At 70.3% G+C, this 19,749-nt stretch carries 19 protein-coding genes and 1 riboswitch; of the genes, 8 read left to right on the top strand and 11 right to left on the bottom strand.

The genetic code is table 11. The features are described 5' to 3' along the window. The first annotated feature begins 14 nt into the window (after window positions 1-14). Window positions 15-722 carry a response regulator gene (locus ACIPJI_RS34480; protein ID WP_402250819.1) on the top strand — a complete coding sequence of 236 codons (708 nt, stop codon included), beginning with the start codon at window positions 15-17 and terminating at the stop codon, window positions 720-722. Between the two features lie 101 nt (window positions 723-823). Beyond that, a complete protein-coding gene (locus ACIPJI_RS34475; protein WP_402250817.1) occupies window positions 824-2,005 on the top strand; it encodes a serine hydrolase domain-containing protein in 1,182 nt (393 codons plus the stop codon). A gap of 2 nt (window positions 2,006-2,007) precedes the next feature. Here the strand turns inward: ACIPJI_RS34475 and ACIPJI_RS34470 are convergent, their stop codons facing one another. Together ACIPJI_RS34470 and ACIPJI_RS34465 are read right to left on the bottom strand one after the other, a co-directional pair. Beyond that, on the bottom strand, window positions 2,008-2,547 hold the full coding sequence (locus tag ACIPJI_RS34470) for a hypothetical protein (protein WP_356622223.1): 540 nt from the start codon (window positions 2,545-2,547) through the stop codon (window positions 2,008-2,010). A gap of 115 nt (window positions 2,548-2,662) precedes the next feature. Further along, window positions 2,663-4,102, bottom strand: coding sequence for a gamma-aminobutyraldehyde dehydrogenase (locus tag ACIPJI_RS34465; RefSeq protein WP_356622269.1), 1,440 nt, complete (start codon window positions 4,100-4,102; stop codon window positions 2,663-2,665). A 164-nt stretch (window positions 4,103-4,266) separates the two neighbouring features. Between ACIPJI_RS34465 and ACIPJI_RS34460 the strand changes: the two genes are divergently transcribed. The 5 genes from ACIPJI_RS34460 (at window position 4,267) to ACIPJI_RS34440 (ending at window position 9,415) form a co-directional block, all read left to right on the top strand. Next, complete coding sequence (locus ACIPJI_RS34460; RefSeq protein WP_307708535.1) at window positions 4,267-4,782, top strand: Lrp/AsnC family transcriptional regulator; 516 nt, start codon at window positions 4,267-4,269, stop codon at window positions 4,780-4,782. Then, window positions 4,767-6,146 carry an aspartate aminotransferase family protein gene (locus ACIPJI_RS34455; RefSeq protein ID WP_307708534.1) on the top strand — a complete coding sequence of 460 codons (1,380 nt, stop codon included), beginning with the start codon at window positions 4,767-4,769 and terminating at the stop codon, window positions 6,144-6,146. Before ACIPJI_RS34460 ends, ACIPJI_RS34455 begins: the two co-directional genes overlap by 16 nt. Before the next feature lie 183 nt (window positions 6,147-6,329). Next, window positions 6,330-7,058 carry an ABC transporter ATP-binding protein gene (locus ACIPJI_RS34450; RefSeq protein WP_402250814.1) on the top strand — a complete coding sequence of 243 codons (729 nt, stop codon included), beginning with the start codon at window positions 6,330-6,332 and terminating at the stop codon, window positions 7,056-7,058. Beyond that, window positions 7,040-8,146, top strand: coding sequence for a hypothetical protein (locus ACIPJI_RS34445; protein ID WP_402250813.1), 1,107 nt, complete (start codon window positions 7,040-7,042; stop codon window positions 8,144-8,146). The genes ACIPJI_RS34450 and ACIPJI_RS34445 overlap by 19 nt, the downstream gene beginning before the upstream one ends. 156 nt (window positions 8,147-8,302) lie before the next feature. Further along, the gene (locus ACIPJI_RS34440) at window positions 8,303-9,415 is read left to right on the top strand and encodes an LOG family protein (RefSeq protein ID WP_402250811.1); all 1,113 of its coding nucleotides are present in this window, start codon (window positions 8,303-8,305) and stop codon (window positions 9,413-9,415) included. Here ACIPJI_RS34440 and ACIPJI_RS34435 read toward each other — a convergent pair. The 4 genes from ACIPJI_RS34435 to rlmN all read right to left on the bottom strand — a co-directional run bounded on the left by ACIPJI_RS34435 (window position 9,395) and on the right by rlmN (window position 14,489). Then, window positions 9,395-10,447: an ABC transporter ATP-binding protein gene (locus ACIPJI_RS34435; protein ID WP_307708530.1), complete on the bottom strand. Its 1,053-nt coding sequence runs from the start codon at window positions 10,445-10,447 to the stop codon at window positions 9,395-9,397. The genes ACIPJI_RS34440 and ACIPJI_RS34435 overlap by 21 nt on opposite strands. Continuing rightward, window positions 10,447-12,063, bottom strand: a complete 1,617-nt coding sequence (locus ACIPJI_RS34430; RefSeq protein WP_402250853.1) for an ABC transporter permease — start codon at window positions 12,061-12,063, stop codon at window positions 10,447-10,449. Before ACIPJI_RS34430 ends, ACIPJI_RS34435 begins: the two co-directional genes overlap by 1 nt. Window positions 12,064-12,101: 38 nt before the next feature. Next, window positions 12,102-13,202, bottom strand: coding sequence for a thiamine ABC transporter substrate-binding protein (locus tag ACIPJI_RS34425; protein WP_356622228.1), 1,101 nt, complete (start codon window positions 13,200-13,202; stop codon window positions 12,102-12,104). Beyond that, window positions 13,198-13,319, bottom strand: a riboswitch (TPP riboswitch). It overlaps the preceding gene by 5 nt. A 63-nt stretch (window positions 13,320-13,382) precedes the next feature. Then, complete coding sequence (gene rlmN, locus ACIPJI_RS34420) at window positions 13,383-14,489, bottom strand: 23S rRNA (adenine(2503)-C(2))-methyltransferase RlmN (RefSeq protein ID WP_189473355.1); 1,107 nt, start codon at window positions 14,487-14,489, stop codon at window positions 13,383-13,385. 129 nt (window positions 14,490-14,618) lie between these two features. Between rlmN and ACIPJI_RS34415 the strand changes: the two genes are divergently transcribed. Then, complete coding sequence (locus tag ACIPJI_RS34415) at window positions 14,619-15,044, top strand: contact-dependent growth inhibition system immunity protein (protein ID WP_402250808.1); 426 nt, start codon at window positions 14,619-14,621, stop codon at window positions 15,042-15,044. A 63-nt stretch (window positions 15,045-15,107) separates the two neighbouring features. On the opposite strand, the gene ACIPJI_RS34410 is transcribed toward ACIPJI_RS34415, so the two are convergent. The 5 genes from ACIPJI_RS34410 to rpsB all read right to left on the bottom strand — a co-directional run bounded on the left by ACIPJI_RS34410 (window position 15,108) and on the right by rpsB (window position 19,730). Continuing rightward, window positions 15,108-16,256, bottom strand: a complete 1,149-nt coding sequence (locus ACIPJI_RS34410; RefSeq protein WP_402250806.1) for a phosphatidate cytidylyltransferase — start codon at window positions 16,254-16,256, stop codon at window positions 15,108-15,110. Next, window positions 16,256-16,813, bottom strand: coding sequence for a ribosome recycling factor (gene frr / locus ACIPJI_RS34405; protein WP_005311329.1), 558 nt, complete (start codon window positions 16,811-16,813; stop codon window positions 16,256-16,258). The genes ACIPJI_RS34410 and frr overlap by 1 nt, the downstream gene beginning before the upstream one ends. Window positions 16,814-16,942: 129 nt before the next feature. Then, window positions 16,943-17,707, bottom strand: a complete 765-nt coding sequence (pyrH, locus tag ACIPJI_RS34400; protein WP_037776247.1) for a UMP kinase — start codon at window positions 17,705-17,707, stop codon at window positions 16,943-16,945. A 161-nt stretch (window positions 17,708-17,868) separates the two neighbouring features. Continuing rightward, a complete protein-coding gene (tsf, locus tag ACIPJI_RS34395) occupies window positions 17,869-18,705 on the bottom strand; it encodes a translation elongation factor Ts (RefSeq protein WP_307708525.1) in 837 nt (278 codons plus the stop codon). A 104-nt stretch (window positions 18,706-18,809) separates the two neighbouring features. After that, complete coding sequence (gene rpsB, locus ACIPJI_RS34390) at window positions 18,810-19,730, bottom strand: 30S ribosomal protein S2 (RefSeq protein WP_356622231.1); 921 nt, start codon at window positions 19,728-19,730, stop codon at window positions 18,810-18,812. Between the last annotated feature and the right edge of the window lie 19 nt (window positions 19,731-19,749).

The raw sequence follows: 19,749 nt of genomic DNA, 5'->3' as shown, positions 1-19,749 counted from the left end.
CGGGAGGTGGGACGTTGCCGATCCGTGTGGTGGTCGCGGACGACCAGGAACTGGTCTGCAGCGGCTTCGCGATGATCCTTGACGCGCAGCCGGACATCGAGGTGGTCGCGGAGGCTGGCGACGGAGCGCAGGCCGTGGAGGCCGTGCGTCGCCACTGTCCCGATGTGGCGCTGCTCGACATCCGTATGCCGCGCATGGACGGTATCGAGGCCTGCCGGGGGATCAGCACCGTCTCGGCCTGCCGGACCGTCATGCTGACCACGTTCGACTCCGACGAGTACGTGTACGAGGCGCTGCACGCGGGAGCCAGTGGCTTTCTGCTGAAGGATGTCCGGCGGGACGACCTGGTCCACGCGGTACGGGTGGTGGCCCAGGGTGACTCGCTGCTGGCGCCGTCCGTCGCCCGCCGGCTGATCGAGCAGTACACACGCGCCGTTCCTCGCGTCCGGCGGCCCGACGGCAGGCTGGAGTCACTGACCTCGCGGGAGCGCGAGACTCTGCTGCTGCTGGGGCGTGGCCTTTCGAACGCCGAGATCGCCGCGGAGCTGGTGGTGAGCGAGCACACGGTCAAGACCCATGTGGGCAACGTGCTGGCCAAGCTGGGGCTGCGGGACCGGATCCAGGCGGTGATCTGCGCCTACGAGAGCGGACTCATCGCGGCCGGCTCTCCCCCGCGCGAGGGAGACGGCGTCTGCGACTCCCCCGCACCGGCGAGCGGCTGAGGGCTCGAAGACCGCCCGCTCCGGCGATCCGCGCGGCTGCTCCGGTCAGCAGGATGAGTCAGGTCCGTCACTCGACGTCACCACATCCTGGAGCACCCATCATGAAGGCCCGTACCCGAACCGTCCTCGCCGCCGCGCTCGTCCTGGGTCTCGCCGGGGGCCCCACCGTTCTCCCCGCCGCGGCCGGCACTCCTGTCGCCGACGCACCTGCCGCCGCTCGACCTTCGGGGCCGGACGCGGCCGCACTTCGCGCCGCGATCGACGCGGTGCGCGACCCGGCGACGGCCCGGGCGACGGCGGCCCTGGTCCGCGTCGGCGGCGACGGGCAGTGGCGGGGCAGTGCCGGCGTGCACGATCTGCGGACGGGACGTCCGGCCGACCCTGCCGGACGGTTCCGGGCCGGGTCCGTGACGAAGGTCTTCACCGCGGCGACGGTTCTGCACCTGGCCGCGGAGCAGCGGATCGACCTGGACCGGACGGCCCGTTCCTACCTTCCGGAGCTGATCCCCATGGCCTACGCGGACGTGACCGTGCGCCAGTTGCTGAACCACACCAGCGGGATACCGGCCCCGGACTTCGAGGGGAACGACGTCGAGGACTGGTACGAGAACCGCTTCGACCTGCACGATCCGCGTGACATGGTGCGCTCGGCGACGTCGAAGCCGCGGGAGTTCGCACCCGGCGAGCAGCAGCACTACCTCAACATCGGTTACACGATCGCGGGTCTCCTGATCGAGCGGGTCACCGGTGACACGTACGAGAACCAGGTCGCACGGCGGATCCTGCGGCCGCTCGGACTGCGGGACACCTACCACCCGGGCGCCGATCCGCGCATCCACGGCCGGCACAACCACGGGTACCAGGTCTTCGCGTCCGCGGACGGCGGTGAGGAACTGCGCGACGTCAGCGTCTGGGGCACCACGGACGGCTGGGCCGCGGGCGACATCATCTCCACCACGGCCGATCTGGAGCGTTTCACCCGGGCGCTGTTCGGCGGGCGGGTGGTGCGCGGGCCGCTGCTGGAGGAGATGTTCACCCTGCCGCGGCTGAGGAAGGGAACCGCGAACCACAGCGTGGGGATGAGCCGTTGGCGGCTGGGCGGCCACGAGGTCTGGGGCAAGACCGGGGGCCGCTGGGGCTACAACGCGGGTATCGGCGGTACCCGCGACCTGTCGCGCACCCTCGTGTACAGCATCAACTCCACGGACGCGAAGGGGCGGGACGCCAACCCGGTCGTGACGAACGTCGTCCTCACCACGTTCGGCACGCCGGACGACCAGTGACCTCAGGCCGCTGACGGCACCGGTCCGGCCACGGACGCCGGCGCCGTCAGCGCCTCGAGTCGCTTGATCCTGCGGCGGACGAGGTACAGCGGGATCACACCGAAGACGCCGAAGGACATGTCGACGACCGACCACCAGAAGGGGATGCCGCGGATCGGGCCGCAGATCAGGGCGAGCGGAATGATTCCGGCGCAGGCGATCATGCCGAACTCGACGACCCAGACGTTGCGCACGGGGTCACGGTAGGGCCCGTAGAAGGCGACGGCGATCACGAGGTGGGCGAAGGCGAGCCAGTCGGTGCCGTAGAGGACGAACGGGTACTTCGCCTCGGTCGCGTCGAGTCCTTCCCGTACCCGCCCGATCCATTCCATGAGGCCGGGCAGCTGTTCGGGGACGGGCGAGGCGGCGGAGCCCAGCAGATCCTCGAGCAGGCGCACTTCCGTCACCAGGGGAAACGCGGTCACCCCACTGAGCACGAGACACACGACGAAGAAGGCCAACCACACGCGTATCCCCCGCAAGAGGGCTGCTCGCTCGCTCATACGGGCACCCTACGGCAGAAGTGAACGCGTTCAAAACCCTTTCCCGGGGGCCGCGCGCACGACAGCGCGCCCGGTGCACGAGTGCACCGGGCGCGCTGTGTTCAGAAACAGGGACTCAGCCGTCGAGCGACGTCATCACGTGCTTGATGCGCGTGTAGTCGTCGAAGCCGTACGCCGACAGGTCCTTGCCGTAGCCGGACTTCTTGAAGCCGCCGTGGGGCATCTCGGCGACCAGCGGGATGTGGGTGTTGATCCACACACAACCGAAGTCCAGCGCCTTGGACATCCGCATCGCCCGCGCGTGGTCCTTGGTCCACACCGAGGAGGCCAGTGCGTACTCCACACCGTTCGCCCACTCGAGGGCCTGCGCCTCGTCCGAGAAGGACTGCACGGTGATGACCGGGCCGAAGACCTCGTTCTGGATGATCTCGTCGTCCTGCTTGAGGCCGGAGACGACGGTGGCGGCGTAGAAGTAGCCCTTGTCACCGACCCGTCGGCCACCCGACTCGACCTTGGCGTGCGCCGGGAGGCGGTCGATGAAGCCGGTGACCTGGTCCAGCTGGTTCGCGTTGTTCAGCGGACCGTAGAGCACGTCCTCGTCGTCCGGGGCGCCGGTCTTCGTCTCGGCCGCCGCCTTGGCGAGCGCGGAGACGAACTCGTCGTGGATGGACTCGTGCACGAGCACGCGGGTGGCCGCCGTGCAGTCCTGGCCGGCGTTGAAGAAGCCCGCCACCGAGATGTCCTCGACGGCCTTGTCGATGTCGGTGTCCTCGAAGACCACGACCGGCGCCTTGCCGCCGAGCTCGAGGTGGACCCGCTTGACGTCCTTGGCCGCGGAGGCCGCGACCTGGATGCCGGCCCGCACGGAGCCGGTGATGGACGCCATGGCGGGGACCGGGTGCTCGACCATCGCACGGCCGGTGTCGCGGTCACCGCACACCACGTTGAAGACGCCCTTGGGCGCGATCGCACCGATGATCTCGGCCATCAGCACGGTCGAGGCGGGCGTGGTGTCGGACGGCTTCAGCACGACGGTGTTGCCCGCCGCGAGAGCCGGCGCGAACTTCCAGACGGCCATCATCATCGGGTAGTTCCACGGGGCGACCTGCGCGCAGACGCCGACCGGCTCGCGCCGGATGATGGAGGTCATGCCCTCCATGTACTCACCGGCGGAGCGGCCCTCGAGCATGCGGGCGGCGCCGGCGAAGAAGCGGATCTGGTCCACCATCGGCGGGATCTCTTCGGTGCGGGTCAGCCCGAGGGGCTTGCCGGTGTTCTCCGACTCGGCCGCGATCAGGTCCTCGGCCCGCTCCTCGAACGCGTCGGCGATCTTCAGCAGCACCTTCTGGCGCTCCGCGGGCGTGGTGTCGCGCCAGGCGGGGAAGGCGGCCGCGGCTGCGTCCATGGCGGCGTCGACGTCGGCCTGGCCGGAGAGAGGCGACGTGGCGTACACCTCGCCGGTGGCGGGGTTGACGATGTCGATCGTCCGGCCGTCGGCGGCGTCCTTGAACTCCCCGTTGATGTAGTTGCGCAGTCGACGCAGCTCGGTGGTCACTGTTGCCACCCCTCCTGTCATGTCCGATGGGTGAGACACCCCACCCTAATCGCTTCGCGGACGTTTTCAACAGGCCCGCCACCCTCCAACTTCGGATTCAGTGAAGTTTGACCCTCACGACAACGAATTTCATCGCTCAGGGCTTGCCAGACAGACGAGTCGCGGTGCAGAGTGAGGTTGTGGCCAGTCGTAGCGCAGACTCCAGGAACGGGACCGCAGGTGGTTCGTCGACCCCGACGATCGACGCGGTCTCCCTCGCGATCATCGAACAGCTCCAGGAGGACGGTCGCCGTCCCTACGCCGCGATCGGCAAGGCCGTGGGCCTTTCCGAAGCGGCCGTGCGGCAGCGCGTCCAGAAGCTGCTCGACCAGGGCGTGATGCAGATCGTCGCCGTCACCGACCCGCTCACCGTGGGCCTGCGACGCCAGGCGATGGTCGGCATCAAGGTCGAGGGCGACCTCGACCCCGTCGCGGACGCGGTGACGGCCATGGCCGAGTGCGAGTACGTGGTGATGACCGCGGGCTCCTTCGACCTCATGGTGGAGATCGTCTGCGAGGACGACGACCACCTGCTCGAAGTGATCAACAAGCGGATCCGTGCGCTCCCCGGCGTGCGCTCCACCGAGAGCTTCGTCTACCTCAAGCTCAAGAAGCAGACCTATATGTGGGGAACCCGATAGCCGTGAGCAAGGACCTCTCCAAGACCGCCTACGACCACCTGTGGATGCACTTCACCCGCATGTCGTCGTACGAGCACGCACCCGTGCCCACCATCGTGCGTGGCGAGGGCACCTACATCTACGACGACAAGGGCAAGCGCTACCTCGACGGCCTCTCCGGCCTCTTCGTGGTCAACGCGGGCCACGGCCGGCACGAGCTCGCTGAGACCGCCTACAAGCAGGCCCAGGAGCTCGCCTTCTTCCCCGTCTGGTCCTACGCGCACCCCAAGGCGGTCGAGCTCGCGGAGCGCCTCGCCCACCACGCGCCGGGCGACCTCAACAAGGTCTTCTTCACCACCGGCGGCGGTGAGGCCGTCGAGACCGCCTGGAAGCTCGCCAAGCAGTACTTCAAGCTCCAGGGCAAGCCCACCAAGTACAAGGTCATCTCGCGCGCGGTCGCCTACCACGGCACCCCGCAGGGCGCCCTGTCGATCACCGGCCTGCCGGCCCTCAAGGCCCCGTTCGAGCCGCTGGTCCCCGGCGCGCACAAGGTGCCGAACACCAACATCTACCGCGCCCCGATCCACGGCGACGACCCCGAGGCCTTCGGCCGCTGGGCCGCCGACCAGATCGAGCAGCAGATCCTCTTCGAGGGCCCGGAGACCGTCGCCGCGGTCTTCCTCGAGCCGGTGCAGAACGCCGGCGGCTGCTTCCCGCCGCCGCCCGGGTACTTCCGGCGGGTCCGCGAGATCTGCGACCAGTACGACGTGCTGCTCGTCTCCGACGAGGTCATCTGCGCCTTCGGCCGGCTCGGCACGATGTTCGCCTGCGACAAGTTCGACTACGTGCCGGACATGATCACCTGCGCCAAGGGCATGACCTCGGGCTACTCCCCGATCGGTGCCTGCATCGTCTCCGACCGCCTGGCCGAGCCGTTCTACCAGGGTGACAACACCTTCCTGCACGGTTACACCTTCGGCGGCCACCCGGTCTCCGCGGCCGTGGGCATCGCCAACCTCGACATCTTCGAGCGCGAGGGCCTCAACCAGCACGTCCTCGACAACGAGGGCAACTTCCTCTCCACGCTGCAGAAGCTGCACGACCTGCCGATCGTCGGTGACGTCCGCGGCAACGGCTTCTTCTACGGCATCGAGCTGGTGAAGGACAAGGCCACCAAGGAGTCCTTCAACGACGAGGAGACCGAGCGCGTCCTGTACGGCTTCCTCTCCAAGGCGCTGTACGACAACGGTCTGTACTGCCGGGCCGACGACCGCGGCGACCCGGTGGTCCAGCTGGCGCCGCCGCTGATCTCCGACCAGTCGACGTTCGACGAGATCGAGCAGATCCTGCGTGGCGTCCTCGCCGAGGCGTGGACCAAGCTCTGATCCCACCCCGCCCTCCCCGCACGCGGCCCGGGTACCTCCATCCGAGTGAGATGGACGGTGCCCGGGCCGCGTGCTTCCCGGTACCCCGGCAGTGACTCCCTAGCGTGCCCAGTGACCGATCGGCCCTGCCTTCGTTCCCCCGTACGGGGGGCCGGAAATCTGATCAGAACCGAGGTGTACGTCATGGTGGCCCCGCCCGACAACGATGTGATCTGGGCTCGCTCCCTGCACCACGCCCACCGCGGCTCCCCGGCCCTCGTGGGCGTGTCGCTCGGTGTGCGGGAGGGCGAGATCCTCGCCGTGCTCGGTGCGCGCGGCAGCGGCAAGACCACACTGCTGAAGTGCCTGTCCGGACAGCTCGTCGCCCAGCAGGGCGAGGTGTGGTTCAACAGCTCGCCCGTGCACACCATGCCCGCCCTGGTGCGCGAGCGGCTGCGGCGCGACCGCTTCGGCTGGATCGACCCCGAGCCGACCCTCGTGCCGGAGCTCAACGCCTGGGAGAACACCGCCCTGCCGCTGCTGCTCGCCGGCGTCTCCCGCCGGGCGGCGCGGTCCACGGCGATGGAGTGGATGGAACGTCTGGACGTCGGCACGTGCGCGGGCAAGCACCCCTACGCGCTGCTTCGGGCCGAGCAGCAGCGCGTCACCGTCGCACGGTCCCTGGTCACCACCCCGTCCGTGCTCTTCGCGGACGAGCCGACCGCCTCGCTGCACAGCCAGGACCGCGCCCAGGTACTGCGCACGCTGACGGCCGCCGTCCGCTCGCACCGGATCACCATGGTGCTCGCCACGCACGACGCGGACGTCGCGGCGGTCGCCGACCGCACGATCACGCTCGCCGACGGGCGGCGGGTGGGATCCCAGGCGACCGCCGACGCGGAAGGGCGGGCCGCGTGCTCGCTCTCCGTCTGACGCGCGGGTCGCATCCACTGGTACTGCTGCGCCGGCTCACGGTGGCGGCGGCATCGGCGGGTGTCGGCTTCCTGCTGCTGTGCACACTGATGTACGCGCTGTCGCATCCCGACGACCGGTCCTCCGTGGGTCGCCTGCTGTGGTGCGCGCTGCCGCTCGCCGCCACGGTGTACCTCGCGGTGGCCGTGGCCCGCACGGACCCCGGCACCCGGCCGCGCTCCGGCCTCTCCGCGGTCGGACTCGGGCCTGTACGCCTCGCCGTCCTCGCCGCGGCCTCCACCGCGCTCTCCTGCGCGCTCGGCAGCGTGCTCGCGCTGCTGTTCTTCCTGCACCTGCGGGGCGACCTGACGGGGCTGCCGTTCGACGGGGCCGCGGCCGAACTGCTCTCCGCCGGGACGCCGCTGCCGCTGCCCGCCGCGCTCACCCTGCTGTCGCTCGTGCCGCTCATCGCCACCGCGTCGGCCGCCGTCGCCCTGCGACCGCGCCCCGCGGCGCCCGACGCCGAGGAACCCGGCGCCCCGGCCGGGCTGCCCTGGGGTGTCGCGCTGGTCGCGGTGGGCCTGGCCGTCGAGACCTACGTGAGCGGGACAGAGGCCGACAGCCGCCCGCCCGGCGTGCTGGTGGGCTGGGCCCTCACGGCGGTCGGCCTGTGGTTCGCGGGACCCGCCCTCACGTACCTGTGCGGCCGTCTGCTCCAGTCGGCCGGGCCGAACGCGATGCGGCTGCTGTCCGGCCGCATCCTCATGGCGGAGTCCCGGCGCATCGGCCGCCCCCTCGGCGTGGTCTGCGCGGTGTCCTCCGGAGTGGTGGCGGCCGTCGCCGCGTACGGCTCCGCCCCGCGCCCGTGGGGCCCGATGACGGCGCTGGGCGCGTCCCTGGTCGTCGTGTGCACGACGGCGGCGCTACTGACGGCGGCGCTGGAGTCCAGGCAGTCCCGCACGGAGGCGACCGCGGACCTGGTCCGGCTGGGCACCCCGGCGACGGTCCTGCGGCAGGCGGCGGCCCTGCGTGCCGGGGTCCTGTTCATGGTCTTCGTCCCGCTGACCCTGACGGTGGGCGCCCTGGCGGCCGCCCCGCTGACCCGCTGAACCGTTACGCCGGGGCGTTGAGGCACTGAGGCACCGAGGCGGGCGGTGCCGCACCGCCGAGCCGGCGGCGACGAGCTGTCCGGTCCCGGCGGCGGTGCGGCCCTTCGGTGACGGGCGGGCCGGGGAAGCGCAGCCCGGCCCGCCTATCGTGGGCGCATGACCGCCACCCCGCACGACCGTGAGATCGAGTCCCTCGCAGAGTTCGACGACGTCGTCGCCCGCGGCTCGCTCGCCGGACACCGGGTCCAGTCCGTGGATCTCACCGGGCGCACCGCCGACCTCCTGCGCGTCGACACGGCCTCCGCCGTGTTCCTCGGCTGCCCCATGGAGCCGGACGCCGCCGCCAAGGTCCGCGTGGACGGCGCCCTCGTCTTCCCGCCTGTGCCCGACCTGCCCTTCGACCCGTACCGCGGCCTGCTCTACTCCCCCGACGACCTGTTCGAGGGCCTCGCGGACGGCGGTTACGAGTCGACGCCCGACGCCCTGGCCTACGCGTGGTTCCAGCGGACGAAGGCGGACAACGACATCTTCGCCTCGATGCTCCGCGCCGTCCACGACGACTCGATCTCCGACGCCTTGGACGAACACCTCGCCGGCGAGCGGGTCGTGGGCGTGATGGGCGGCCACGCGATGGGCCGCGGCACCGACGCGTACGCCGGCGCCGCACGGCTGGGCCGGGAACTGGCCCGTGCCGGCTTCACGGTCGCCACCGGCGGTGGGCCGGGCGCGATGGAGGCCGCCAACCTGGGCGCGTACGCGGCACCTCACCCGGACGAGATGCTGGACGACGCGCTGCTGCTGCTCGCCAAGGCCCCGTCGTTCGTGCCGTCCGTCTCCGACTGGGCGCAGGCCGCCTTCGAGGTCCGTCACCGCTGGCCGCGGGGCGGCGACTCCGTCGGCATCCCCACCTGGTTCTACGGCCACGAGCCGCCGAACGCCTTCGCCGGGCACGTCGCCAAGTACTTCGCCAACGCCACCCGTGAGGACGGCCTGCTGGCCAGGTCGAACGCGGGTGTGATCTTCCTTCCGGGCGCCGCCGGGACCCTCCAGGAGATCTTCGACAACGCCACGCCGAACTACTACGAGTCGCGCGGCGAACCGACTCCCATGGTGCTCGTCGACCGGCACCACTGGACGGAGCATCTGCCGGCGTGGCCGCTGCTGCGATCACTCGCGCGCGGCCGGTCGATGGAGGCGCGGATCGCCCTCGTCGACTCGGTCGAGGAGGCGCCGGGCGCGCTGCGGCGGCTACTGGCGGACGCCCACTGAAGGGTCGTCCGGTCCGAGCACCACCACCTCGTCGGCGGCGAACACCACGCCCACCGCCGCGCCCGGCGCCGGAGCCTGTCCGAGGGAGCACTCCGCCTCCAGCGCGGGTCCGTCGTCGGGGCGCAGTCGCACAGCGACGTGGCTGCCGCGGAAGGTGCGGGACTCGACCGTGCACCGCAGGCCCTCCGACGGGTCGGTGAGCCGCACCCCGTCGGGCCGCACGAGCACCGTCCGCGCTCCCTGGGGGGACCCGTCCGGTACCGGCACCTTGCCCCATTCGGTGTTCGCGGCCGCGCCCTCGACGGTCGCCGCCACGACGTTGTCGAAACCGAGGAAGCGGGCGACGAACGCGGATGCGGGCCGCTGCCAGACCTCCAGCGGTGTCCCCGCCTGCGCGATCCGGCCGTCCCGCATGACGACGACGCGGTCGGCCAGCGCGAAGGCCTCACCCTGGTCGTGGGTGACGGCGAGCACCGTCGTGCCCAGCCGTCCGAACAGGTCGCGCAGTTCGACGACGAGCCGCTCCCGCAGGCCACGGTCCAGCTGGCCGAGCGGCTCGTCGAGCATCAGCAGTCTCGGCTCCGGTGCCAGCGCCCTGGCGAGGGCGACACGCTGCTGCTCGCCGCCGGACAGGGCGGCGACGGACCTCTGCTGCGCACCGGGCAGCCCCACCAGCCGCAGCAACTCGTCGGTCCGGCGGGCCCGTTCCCCGCGGTCCGCGCCGTGCATCCGCAGTCCGAAGGCGACATTGCCGCCGACATCCCGCTGCGGGAACAGCTGGTGGTCCTGGAACATGAGCCCCACCCCGCGCCGATGCACCGGTACCCGCACCTGGTCGGCGCCGCCGAGCAACACCCGCCCCGCGTCGGCCTCCTGGAGCCCGGCGACCACGCGTAGCAACGTCGACTTGCCGCTGCCGCTCGGTCCGAGCAGGCACACGATCTCGTGCTCGGCGACCTCGAGGTCCACCGAGTCCAGCGCGGTACGCGGCCCGAACCGTACGGTCACGCCCGCCAGTTCCAGCAGCGCCATCAGAACTCCTCGGTGGTGGACTCGGTACGGATGCGTTCGAGCAGCAGCAGCGCCACCGCGCACACCACCATCAAGATGGTGCTCAGTGCCATGGCCTGCCCGTAGTTGAGCTCCCCGGGCCGTCCCAGCAGCCGTGCGACGGCCACGGGCAGCGTCGGGTTGTCGGGCCGGGCGATGAAGACGGTCGCGCCGAACTCGCCGAGGGAGACGGCGAACGCGAAACCGGCGGCCACCGCCAGCGCCCTGCGCACCAGCGGCAGATCGACCTCCCGCCATGCCCGCAGCGGGGAGGCGCCGAGGACCGCGGCCGCCTCCCGCAGGCGTTCGTCCACGGCGCGCAGCACGGGCAGCATCGTGCGCACGACGAAGGGCACGCCGACCAGCGCCTGGGCGAGGGGCACGAGGATCCACGAGGCCCGCAGGTCCAGCGGCGGTTCGTCGAGGGTGATGAGGAAGCCGAAGCCGACGGTCACGGCGGAGACGCCGAGCGGCAGCATGAGCAGTGCGTCGAAGCCCCGGACGAGCCTGCCCGCCCGGCGGGTGAGAGCGGCGGCGGCGAGACCGCCGACGGCGACAGAGATGGCGGTCGCGGCCAGGGCGTAGCGGAGGGAGTTCCACACGGCGTCGATCGGCGGCACGAGGAACGCTCCGCCGGAGGGGTCCACGGTGCCGAGTTCCCGGTAGTAGCCGAACCCGTAGCCGGCCGGGGTGTCGAAGGAGCGCTCGACCAGCACCGCGAGCGGCACCAGGAGCAGCACCACCACCGTGGTCAGGACGCCGCCGAGCAGCAGCCACTGAACAGTGCCGCGCGGCCGTCGCGCGGTGCGCGACGGATCGACGAGCCGCAGCGCGCTCTCCCGCCGCCGCACCGTCCAGGCGTGCACGGCCAGGACCGCGCCGACCGCCAGGAACTGCACCAGCGTCAGCACGGCCGCCGTCGGCAGGTCCAGGAACTCGGCGGTCTGCCGGTAGATCTCCACCTCGAGGGTGGAGAAGGCGGGGCCGCCGAGGATCTGCACGACACCGAAGGAGGTGAAGGTGAAGAGGAAGACCATGAGGGCGGCCGCGGCGAGCGAGGGCACCAGCGCGGGCAGCGTCACCCGCCGCCAGGCGGCGAAGCGCCCCGCGCCCAGCACCCGGGCCGCTTCCTCCTGGCGGGGGTCGAGCTGCGACCACAGGCCGCCGACGGTGCGTACGACGACGGCGTAGTTGAAGAAGACGTGCGCGAGGAGGATCGCCCACACCGTGGTGTCCAGCCGGATCCCCCACAGCTCGTCGACGAGTCCGCCGCGCCCCAGCAGCGCCAGGAACGCCGTACCGACGACGACGGTCGGCAGCACGAACGGCACGGTGACCACCGCGCGCAGCAGCCGCTTCCCGGGAAAGTCGAGCCGGGCGAACACGTACGCGCCGGGCAGCGCGATCAGCAGGGTCAACGCCGTGGACGCCAGCGCCTGCCAGGTGGTGAACCACAGGACCTCGCGGATGTCCGGCCGGCCGAGCACCTCGCCGAACCGGCCGAACTGCCAGGCCCCCTCGGCGTGGAGGCCGCGTCCGACGATCGCCGCGACGGGGTAGGCGAAGAAAAGCGCGAAGAACGCGACCGGACCGGCCATCAGGCCGAGCCGGGCCGCGTTCCCCCGCAGGGACCTGCCTACTTCACGACGAGCGAGGACCACGACCGGACCCACTGCTCACGGTTCTTCGCGATGGTGTCCGCGGCGACGGTCTCGGGCTTCTCGACCACCGCGCCGTGCTCGGTGAACAGCTCGGGCAGCTTCGCGTCCTTGACCACCGGGTTGACGAACATGTTGAGCGGCATGTCCTCCTGGAACTTCTTGCTGATCATGAAGTCCAGCAGCGCCTTGCCGCCCGCCTCGTTCTTCGCGCCCGTCAGCAGGCCCGCGAACTCGATCTGCCGGAAGCAGGTGCCGGTGGCCACGCCGGTGGGCGCCTCCGCCGGCTGCGGGTCGGAGTAGAGGACCTCGACCGGCGGGCTGGAGGCGTACGAGACGACGAGCGGGCGGTCGGCCTTGGCCTTCTTGCCGCCGGCGGAGCCGGAGAACTCCTCGTTGTACGCCTGCTCCCAGCCGTCGACGACCTTGACGCCGTTGTCCTTGAGCTTGGTCCAGTAGCCCTGCCAGCCCGACTCGCCGTACTCGCCGATGCTGCCGAGGAGGAACCCGAGGCCGGGCGAGGAGGTGGCGGCGTTCTCGACGACCAGCATGTTCTTGTACTCGGGCTTCGCGAGGTCGGCGAAGGTCCGCGGCGGCGCGAGCTTCTTGTCGGCGAAGAACTTCTTGTCGTAGTTGACGCAGATGTCGCCGGTGTCCACGGGCGTCACGCGGTGCTTGCCTGCGTCGAGCTGGACCTCCTGCGCGACCTGGTCGAGGCCCTTGGCCTCGTACGGCGTGAAGAGGTCGTTGTCGAGGGCGCGGGACAGCAGGGTGTTGTCCACACCGAAGAAGACGTCGCCCTGCGGGGAGCCCTTGGTGAGGATCTCCTTGTTGAGCGCGGTGCCCGCGTCGCCGCTCTTGAGCACCTTGACCGTGTATCCGGTCTGCGCGGTGAACTCCTTCAGCACGGCGTCGGACGCCGCGAAGGAATCATGGCTGACGAGCGTCACGGTCTTCGGGCCGCTCGCCCCGCCGGACGGGTCCTTGTCCTTGGACTCCCCGCCGCACGCCGCGAGTACGCAGACGCCGAGGGCGCCGACGAGTGCCGTACGGACGGCACGCCGAAGCTGGCTGTTCATGATGCTGCTGACTCCCTACGCCGGTATGACCCGGATCAGGTCCGAGGGTCTGCGGCCCGTGGCCGTGAAGGCCTCGCCGCACTCTCAGCGCTGTGGTGCGCTCCCCTGTCGGAATGTTTCGTTGTTCATTTGTGCGAATGCACAGGGCACAGTATCAGCCACGGCCGACGGCCCCGCGGGTCACCGCTCCTGCGCAGCCAGCTGCCCGCAGGCTCCGTCGATCTCCTGACCGCGGGTGTCCCGGACGGTGACGGGCACACCGTGGGCGGCGATGGCCTCCACGAACGCCTTCTCGTCCTCGGGGCGCGAGGCCGTCCACTTCGAACCGGGCGTCGGGTTGAGCGGGATCAGGTTCACATGGACCCGCTTGCCCTTCAGCAGCCGGCCGAGGAGGTCACCGCGCCAGGCCTGGTCGTTGATGTCGCGGATCAGCGCGTACTCGATCGAGATCCGGCGGCCCGACTTCTCTGCGTACTCCCACGCGGCGTCGAGGACCTCGCGGACCTTCCAGCGCGTGTTGACCGGGACCAGGGTGTCGCGCAGTTCGTCGTCGGGGGCGTGCAGCGACACCGCGAGACGGCACTTGAAACCCTCGTCCGCGAAGCGGAGCATCGCCGGCACCAGGCCGACGGTCGAGACCGTGATCCCGCGCTGCGAGAGACCGAGGCCGTCCGGCTCGGGGTCGGTGAGACGCCGGACGGCTCCGACGACCCTCTTGTAGTTGGCGAGCGGCTCGCCCATGCCCATGAAGACGATGTTGGACAGCCGGGCCGGCCCTCCGGGCACCTCGCCGTCGCGCAGGGCGCGCATTCCGTCGACGATCTGGTGCACGATCTCGGCGGTCGACAGGTTCCGGTCGAGACCGGCCTGCCCGGTGGCGCAGAACGGGCAGTTCATGCCGCACCCGGCCTGCGACGAGATGCACATGGTGACCCGGTCGGGGTAGCGCATCAGCACCGACTCGACCAGCGTGCCGTCGTGCAGACGCCACAGCGTCTTGCGGGTGGTGTCGTCGTCGCACGAGATGTGCCGCACTACGGACATCAGATCCGGCAGCAGCTCGGTGGCGAGCTTCTCCCGTGCGGCCGCCGGGATGTCGGTCCACTGGGCGGGGTCGTGCGCGTACCGCGCGAAGTAGTGCTGGGACAGCTGCTTGGCGCGGAACGGCTTCTCGCCGATCGCGGCGACGGCGTCCTTGCGCTCGGCGGGCGTGAGGTCGGCGAGGTGCCGCGGGGGCTTCTTGGCTCCGCGGGGCGCGACGAAGGTGAGTTCTCCTGGCTTGGGCATGGTGAATCCAGTGTCGCAGACCCCGGCCGGTGACCCTGCGGCCGATGATTCGACGGGTGGTCGTCGCAGGTGGTCGTCGGTCACACCCGTGATGCGAAGGGACGCCGGTCGAGGGTCGAGAATGACCCCATGGACCCTCTGCTGCATCTCGACCGCACGCTCGACGACCTGGATCCGCCCCGCTGGACGCCTCCTGCCGCCGACGCGACCCACCTGGTCCGGAAGGTGCACGGGCTGCGGCGCGTCCCGCTGGGCCGACTCGCTCCGGCGGATCTGCACACGCTCGTCTCGCAGCAGGTGGCCCTGCCTTACGTTCTTCCGCTCGTGGTGCGCCTGCTGCTCGAGGAGCCGCTGCTGGACGCGTACTACTACGAGGGAGACCTGCTGCTCGCCGCCGTCGAGGCCCCGGCCTCCGCCTGGGACCTGCTGCCGGACCTCGCCGACCGGCTGCGCACCGTGATCACGACACTGCCTCAGACGGCGGTCGCCGACCTGCCTCGCGGCGCCGCCGAGGAGCTCGCCCGCTTCGCGGCGCGGCCGGGGTCACCTCGCTGACCTGACGAAGAGGGCCCGCCGTCCTGGTGGACGACGGGCCCTCACACACACAGATCCAACGGGTCAGCCCGACCCTACGAAGACCACCAGCAGCAGCCACACCACCGGCGCCGTCGGCAACAGCGAGTCGAGGCGGTCCATGATGCCGCCGTGTCCGGGAAGCAGCGTGCCCATGTCCTTGATGCCGAGGTCGCGCTTGATCATCGACTCGCCGAGGTCGCCCAGCGTGGCGCTGACGGCGACCGCGAGGCCGAGGAGGAGGCCCTGCCACCACGCCCCGTCGTCGATGAGGAACTGCATGCACAGCGCCCCCGCGGCCATCGCGAACGAGACCGCGCCGAGGAGCCCTTCGCGGGTCTTGCCGGGGCTGATGCGCGGCGCGAGCTTGTGCTTGCCGAAGCGCCAGCCCACCGCGTACGCGCCGGTGTCGCTGACCACGGTGAGCAGCAGGAAGGTGAGCACCCGCTCCGGACCGTCGTCCGCCGTCAGCATCAGCGCGACGAAGGTCGCCAGGAAGGGGACGTAGAAGGCGGCGAACACGCCGGCCGTGACGTCCCTCAGATAGCCCTCCGGCCGCTCCGTCATGCGCCAGACGAGCACCGCGAGCGCCGTGAGCGCCATCGCCACCCATGCGCCCTCCGCCCCGCGGACGTAGCCGGCGACGACCATCGCCGCGCCGCCCACCGCGAGGGGGACGAGCGGAGCCTTGATCTGCTTGCGCTCCTCGAGACGGGAGGTCAGCTCCCACAGACCGACGACGACGGCGACGGCGATCACCCCGACGAAGACGGCCTTGACGAGGAACAGGGAGACGACGATCACCGCGCCGAGCCCGACGCCGACCCCTATCGCCGCGCGCAGGTCCCGGCCGGCCCGCTTCTTCTGCGGCGGTCCGGGCCGGGCTGAGGGCTGCGGAGTGGGATCGCCCGACGGCGGCGGGGTGGGCATGGGCTCCTGCGGCATCTCGTCGCGGAACAGGGGGCCGCCCGGCCGAGCGGCCCCCTGGTCACGGTCCTCGCGGTGTTCGCCGCCGCTGTGGTCCTCGGCGTCTCTACCTGCGTCGGGAAGGTCCGGCACGATGGGCATGGGGCGAGTCTGCTGCGCGTCGTGCCCATCGTATACGGGACCCACCGGGAGGGGCCCCTGGTCGGGCGGTGGCCATGCTCCGGCGTATCCGGCGCCGTGCGGGGCCCCCCAGGAAGAGTCGTTCATCAGACCTCGAGCAGCTCGGCTTCCTTGTGCTTGAGCAGCTCGTCCACCTGCGCGACGTACTTCGCGGTGGTGTCGTCGAGCTCCTTCTCCGCACGGCGGCCCTCGTCCTCGCCGACCTCGCCGTCCTTGATCAGCTTGTCGATCGTCTCCTTGGCCTTGCGGCGCACGGAGCGGATCGAGATCTTGGCGTCCTCCGCCTTGGTCTTGGCGACCTTGATGTACTCCTTGCGGCGGTCCTGGGTGAGCTCCGGGAACACCACACGGATGATGTTGCCGTCGTTGCTCGGGTTGACGCCCAGGTCGGAGTCGCGGATCGCCTGCTCGATGTTGCGCAGAGCGGTCTTGTCGAACGGCGTGACGACGGCCATCCGCGGCTCGGGAACCGAGAACGAGGCCAGCTGGTTGATCGGGGTCAGGGCACCGTAGTAGTCCGCCACGATCTTGTTGAACATCGCCGGGTGCGCACGTCCGGTGCGGATCGCGGCGAAGTCATCCTTGGCGACCAGGACGGCCTTCTCCATCTTCTCCTCGGCCTCGAGGAGGGTCTCTTCGATCACCACTTGCTCCTGCGTGTCTTGAGGTTGGCCCGGCTCGTACCGCTGGGCCGGCGGGACCTGCGTCGCGTATTGCCTGCACGGTGTCCGACCGGCAGGACTTTGTCCATCCCTCGAGGGAGGGCCCCCGGATCAGGCTCGGGTGCCCCGGTCGCTCACGAGCGTGCCGATCTTCTCACCCTTGACGGCCCGGGCGATATTGCCCTCGGCGAGGAGCTCGAAGACGAGGATCGGCAGGGCGTTGTCACGGCAGAGCGTGATCGCCGTGGCGTCGGCGACCTTGAGGTTGCGCGACAGCACCTCGCCGTACTCCAGAGCGTCGAACTTGACCGCGTCCGCATTGGTCTTGGGGTCGGAGTCGTAGACCCCGTCGACACCGTTCTTGCCCATGAGGAGCGCTTCCGCGTCGATCTCGAGGGCCCGCTGGGCAGCGGTGGTGTCGGTGGAGAAGTAGGGCATGCCCATACCGGCGCCGAAGATGACCACGCGGCCCTTCTCCAGGTGGCGCACGGCGCGCAGCGGGATGTACGGCTCCGCGACCTGGCCCATCGTGATGGCGGTCTGGACACGCGAGTCGATGCCTTCCTTCTCCAGGAAGTCCTGGAGGGCGAGGCAGTTCATGACCGTGCCGAGCATGCCCATGTAGTCGGAGCGGGCCCGGTCCATGCCGCGCTGCTGGAGCTCGGCCCCGCGGAAGAAGTTGCCTCCGCCGATGACGACCGCGATCTCTGCCCCGTCGCGTACGACCGCGGCGATCTCGCGGGCGATTGCGTGTACGACGTCGGGGTCGACGCCCAGACCCCCTCCTCCGGCGAAGGCCTCGCCGGACAGCTTCAGCATGAAGCGTCCGGACTTCTTGCCGTGGTTGTCGTCGCTTTGTGCGGCGCCCTGATTCATGGAGATCTCCTCGTGCACATGCGAAGAAGGCCATTGCCAGTGGGTCCTTGCGGTTTCCCGTACGGCAATGGCCTCCTCGTCAGATCTGCGATCGTCCGGCGCGAACACCGACGACGACTGCTTCAGACCCTACCGGGGTCCGGTGTCCGTAGCGTACGGACTCAGATGCCGACCTTGATGCGCGTGAAGCGCTTCAGGGCGACACCGGCCTCGTCCAGAATCTGCTGGACGGACTTCTTGTTGTCGAGCGCGTACGGCTGGCCGAGGAGGGTGGCCTCCTTGAAGAAGCCGTTGACGCGACCCTCGACGATCTTCGGGAGCGCGGCCTCCGGCTTGCCCTCGGCGCGGGTGGTCTCCTCGGCGACGCGGCGCTCGGCCTCGACGACCTCGGCCGGGACGTCCTCGCGGGAGAGGTACTTCGGCGCGAAGGCGGCGATGTGCTGCGCGACGCCCTTGGCGAGCTCGGCGTTCGGCTTGTCCAGCTCGACCAGGACACCGATCTGCGGGGGCAGGTCAGGCATGGTGCGGTGCATGTAGGCGGCGACGTACGCGCCGGAGAACTGCGCGAAGCGGTCCAGGACGATCTTCTCGCCGAGGTTGGCGTTGGCCTCGTCGACGTACGCCTGCACGGTCTTGCCGGGCTCGATCTCGGAGGCGAGCAGCGCCTCGAGGTCGGCCGGGGAGGTCTTGGCGACGTGCGCGGCGAGCGCGCCGGCGACGGCCTGGAACTTGTCACCCTTGGCGACGAAGTCCGTCTCGCACTTCAGCTCGACGAGGACACCGGAGGTGTTGTCCTCGGCGATGAGGGAGACGACGGCGCCGTTCTCGGCGGAGCGGCCCTCGCGCTTGGCGACGCCCTTCTGGCCCTTGATGCGCAGGGCCTCGACGGCCTTGTCGACGTTGCCCTCGGCCTCGTCCAGCGCCTTCTTGCAGTCCATCATGCCGGCGCCGGTGAGCTCGCGGAGCTTCTTGACGTCAGCGGCGGTGTAGTTCGCCATGTCCTTGAATCTCTCTCGAAGTCGAAAGTCGAAGATCTACGGGTGATCGGCGGGGCCGGTGCCCACTGGCACCGTCCCCGCCGTCAACAACCGAACCTGTGAGGTCAGGCCTGCTCGGCGTCCGCCGGCTTCTCCGCCTCGGCGGCCGGAGCCTCCGCAGCGTCGGCGGCCGGAGCCTCGGCGGCCGGGGCCTCGGCAGCGTCCTCGGCCGGCTTGGCCTCGGCAGCGTCCTCGGAGTCAGCCTTCTTCTCGCCCTCGAGGAGGTCCCGCTCCCACTCGGCGAGCGGCTCGCCAGCGGCCTTCTCGCCCGGCTTGGAGTCGCCGGTGGCGACGCCGGAGCGGGCGATGAGGCCCTCGGCGACGGCGTCGGCGATCACGCGGGTGAGCAGGGTGACGGAGCGGATCGCGTCGTCGTTGCCCGGGATCTTGTAGTCGACCTCGTCGGGGTCGCAGTTGGTGTCGAGGATCGCGACGACCGGGATGTGGAGCTTGCGCGCCTCACCGACGGCGATGTGCTCCTTCTTGGTGTCGACGATCCAGACGGCGCTGGGCACCTTCTGCATCTCGCGGATACCACCAAGGGTCTTCTCCAGCTTGGCCTTCTCACGCGAGAGGACCAGGAGCTCCTTCTTGGTGAGGCCGGAGGCGGCCACGTCCTCGAAGTCGATCTGCTCGAGCTCCTTGAGGCGCTGCAGACGCTTGTAGACGGTGGAGAAGTTGGTGAGCATGCCACCCAGCCAGCGCTGGTTGACGTACGGCATGCCGACGCGCGTCGCCTGCTCGGCGATGGCCTCCTGGGCCTGCTTCTTGGTGCCCACGAACATGATGGAGCCGCCGTGCGCGACGGTCTCCTTGACGAACTCGTAGGCGCGGTCGATGTACGACAGCGACTGGAGCAGGTCGATGATGTAGATGCCGTTGCGCTCCGTGAAGATGAATCGCTTCATCTTCGGGTTCCAACGACGGGTCTGGTGACCGAAGTGGACGCCGCTCTCCAGCAGCTCCCGCATCGTGACGACGGCCATGGCCGTATCTCCTTGGGTT

It is taken from the genome of Streptomyces sp. NPDC086835 (genome assembly GCF_044745705.1).
Classification (GTDB): domain Bacteria; phylum Actinomycetota; class Actinomycetes; order Streptomycetales; family Streptomycetaceae; genus Streptomyces.
The sequence above is the reverse complement of the archived record's forward strand: the minus strand, read 5'-3'. Positions and strand labels throughout refer to the sequence as shown.